Consider the following 3355-nt stretch of genomic DNA (forward strand, 5'->3'; position numbering starts at 1 on the left):
GCTTATCCGCCCTACGCCACCTATCGTTCGCCGGCACGGATATCAACCACGCCTTTCCCACCCCAATCCTCGGGATAAACACCTTCCTTCACCGATCGGTGAAAGGTTGAATACGGCCAATCCTTCACCGCATTCACCCAACCATGTTTGACCGGATTGTAATGCACGTAATCCATATGATTGCGAAAATCCTGCTCGCTGGTGATGGCGTGCTCCCAAAATCGCTGCTGACAGATTGTGGCATCTCGGGCCAATCCCTCCATCGCAATCACCGTTTTTGAAAACACTTTCTTGATCTCCCGCCAGCGGCCAGAGTAGTCGGCATCGTATTGCGGTAAGGTCCATATTGCATGCAGGTGATCCGGCAGGACGCACCAGGCATCGATGGTAAAAGGGCGCGCTTGATGCACCCGACGCACGGCGTCACGGAGGGTATCGATATAGCGAGTCAAAAAATCGGATTGCCGATCTTGCAAGGTTACCGTGAAAAAATATGTGCCACCGGGAATGTAAGTGCGTCGGTAGTTGGGCATGGCGGGCTCCAGTCCTTGGATAATGTCGCACAAAGGGTATCCAATAGGACGAACGGAGCCAAGCCGATAGCGGCATCAAGCGACAATGTGGCTTATGACTGAGAGGTCGATCAAAGTTTTGGGGCGATTCCGGCGGACGCATTTGGGTTAGGTTACGGCGGATGCGGATTTTTACTGCTGCGCTCGGCTCCGCCCTGCGGGGCGTGGTGGATGTATTTTGGGTGGTTGCGGCGGATGCGCCTTCGGCTTATCCGCCCTGCGCATACCACGGCAGCTCCCGTAGGGCGGATAAGCGCCGCGAGGCGCGCATCCGCCGTTGCCTTGGGTAGGGATAGACCGAGGCGCATGGCGGAGAGGGAGGGATTCACTCGGGCCATCCATGGCCCTCGCCCTTCGGCCGCTCACGCACATCCCTGTGCTCCGCGGCATTAGTGCATCCTGCACGTCGGCGCCTTCGGCCGTGCAAAACGGCTGTCCTGCCGTTTTTTGATTCGCCTCTTCCTGAGGCTCACCCTCCGGGCGGCTTCGCCGTCCCAATTTGATCCCGTCAAATTGGTCGAACCCGGCGAGGCTTCTCACCCTTCCCTTTCAGCCATAAAAAAACCGCCCCCTGTCGGGGACGGTTTCTGTATGGCGGAGAGGGAGGGATTCGAACCCTCGATACCGGATTAGGGTATACTCCCTTAGCAGGGGAGCGCCTTCAGCCACTCGGCCACCTCTCCAAAACAATTTGTCACCTGCCTCTCGACAAGTGCGGCGCATCATACCATATCTCACGAAAAATCAAAGGGTTGAGAGTGGTTGGATGCAAAAAAGTGCGATCAAAATCGCGTCTGGTCGGAACTTGACCGGAATTTCCAGAGGGAAGAGCGGCTCGGGAGGTGGTTGATTACGCTCCCGAGGCCCGTCGACGAGTCTGGGATCAATCCAGCTGCTCATCCTGGTTCTGCTTCTCACGCTGAATGCGCTGGTAAATCTCTTCGCGGTGAACGGCGATATCCTTGGGTGCATTCACACCGATACGGACCTGATTGCCCTTCACGCCAAGTACGGTGACGGTCACTTCATCACCAACCATCAATGTTTCGCCAATACGGCGGGTCAAAATCAACATAATAAATCTCCTTCACTCATCCTGTAAGAACACGGCGTAGACTCCATCGTCCGATGCCGCTTCTCGGCTAACCCCGATCGCCAATGGGCGTCAAACTACAAACCCCCTTGAAGTATTGACCATAGTTGGCGATTAGGACAAACATTTTCCACCCTTTTATGTGCATTGTTCTCCCTGCTTACATTAACGCGCGCTAACTGTACCAGATTTATTGAGCGATCGCTAACCAACCGCCCCAATCCGGAGTATGCGCCTGTTAACCCCGGTCCCGGCTTTCCTCGGGCTCTTTATCGAGTCCGAAGGCCGTGTGCAGGCAGCGAACCGCCAGTTCCAGGTAACGCTCTTCGATGATCACGGAGATTTTGATTTCCGAGGTGGTGATCATCTGAATATTGATGTTCTCTTCGGCCAGGGCGTTGAACATGGTGGAGGCCACCCCGGCATGGGAGCGCATTCCAACTCCGACAATGGACACCTTGGCGACCCGGTCATCCCCGCGTACTTCCCGGGCGCCGATGGACTGGGCCACGGTTTCCAGGACACCGACGGTCTTTTTCAGATCGCCTTTGTTGACGGTAAAGGTCAGGTCTGTGGTGTTGTCGGCACCCACGTTCTGGACAATCACGTCCACTTCAATATTGGCAGCACCCACCGGACCCAGGATACGGGCGGCAACGCCCGGCGTGTCCGGCACACCAGCAAGAGTCACTTTTGCCTCATCGCGGTTGAACGCGATGCCCGAGACAATGGGTTGTTCCATAGTGTCATCTTCCTCATCGAGTGTAATCAGGGTGCCCGGGCCTTCCTGGAAGCTCGACAACACCCGTAACGGAACTTTGTACTTGCCGGCGAATTCAACCGACCGGATCTGCAGCACCTTGGAACCTAGACTGGCCATTTCCAGCATTTCTTCGAAGGTGATCCGGTCCAGCCGTCGGGCACGCTCTACCACTCGTGGGTCGGTGGTGTATACGCCGTCCACGTCGGTATAGATCTGGCACTCATCGGCTTTCAACGCCGCCGCCAGGGCCACGCCGGTGGTATCTGAGCCACCCCGTCCAAGGGTGGTGATATTGCCCTGCTCGTCCACACCCTGGAACCCGGCGACCACCACCACACGCCCGGCCTCAAGGTCGGCGCGCATGTTGGCTTCATCAATGGCCTGGATGCGGGCTTTGGTGTGGGCATTGTCGGTCAGGATACGCACCTGGCCACCGGTGTAGGACCGGGCATCGTAGCCGCGCTTTTTCAGCGCCATCGACAGCAGGGCAATGGTGACCTGTTCACCGGTCGACACCAGCACGTCCAATTCGCGCGGGTCGGGGTTGTCCTGTATCTGCTGAGCCAAGGCAATCAGGCGGTTGGTCTCGCCGCTCATCGCGGACAGCACCACCACCATATCGTGGCCCTGGTCACGAAATTTCGCCACCTTGTCAGCCACGGCTTCAATCCGCTCGACGGTGCCCACGGAGGTGCCGCCGTATTTCTGTACGAACAAACTCATGCCCGAACGCTTCCTCGACCAGTACGCCGGAGAACCGGCTCAGTTGCAACATTGCGCGCCATGCGCGGCCCGCTATTAAAGCGTAAATCGCGCGTTAGCGAAATAGTTTTTCAGGCCCGTAAAAGCCTTTTTTAGCGGTTTGGTTACGGCGGATGCGGTTCGCCGTACGAGATTTTGGCACGTTGGGTTACGGCGGATGCGCCT

Annotated in this window: 3 protein-coding genes and 1 tRNA gene; all 4 read right to left on the reverse strand. The window is 57.1% G+C overall.

Annotated elements, in window-relative coordinates; all coding sequences use genetic code 11:
• Positions 1 to 20 precede the first annotated feature (20 nt).
• Complete coding sequence (locus B3187_RS11805; RefSeq protein WP_286806655.1) at positions 21 to 533, reverse strand: REP-associated tyrosine transposase; 513 nt, start codon at positions 531 to 533, stop codon at positions 21 to 23.
• Between the two features lie 631 nt (positions 534 to 1164).
• Positions 1165 to 1255, reverse strand: a tRNA-Ser gene (locus tag B3187_RS11810).
• Between the two features lie 200 nt (positions 1256 to 1455).
• Positions 1456 to 1647, reverse strand: a complete 192-nt coding sequence (gene csrA / locus B3187_RS11815) for a carbon storage regulator CsrA (RefSeq protein WP_024459782.1) — start codon at positions 1645 to 1647, stop codon at positions 1456 to 1458.
• A gap of 256 nt (positions 1648 to 1903) precedes the next feature.
• Positions 1904 to 3151 (reverse strand): aspartate kinase, encoded by a 1248-nt coding sequence (locus B3187_RS11820; RefSeq protein ID WP_123637051.1) that lies wholly within the window; start codon positions 3149 to 3151, stop codon positions 1904 to 1906.
• Positions 3152 to 3355 lie beyond the last annotated feature (204 nt).

Source organism: Marinimicrobium sp. UBA4209 (assembly GCF_002381585.1).
GTDB classification, from domain to species: domain Bacteria; phylum Pseudomonadota; class Gammaproteobacteria; order Pseudomonadales; family Cellvibrionaceae; genus Marinimicrobium; species Marinimicrobium koreense.

Coding starts and splice junctions, on each gene's coding strand:
- B3187_RS11805 (WP_286806655.1), bottom strand. CDS start 533: ATGCCCAACTACCGACGCACTTACATTCCCGGTGGCACATATTTTTTC.
- csrA (WP_024459782.1), bottom strand. CDS start 1,647: ATGTTGATTTTGACCCGCCGTATTGGCGAAACATTGATGGTTGGTGAT.
- B3187_RS11820 (WP_123637051.1), bottom strand. CDS start 3,151: ATGAGTTTGTTCGTACAGAAATACGGCGGCACCTCCGTGGGCACCGTC.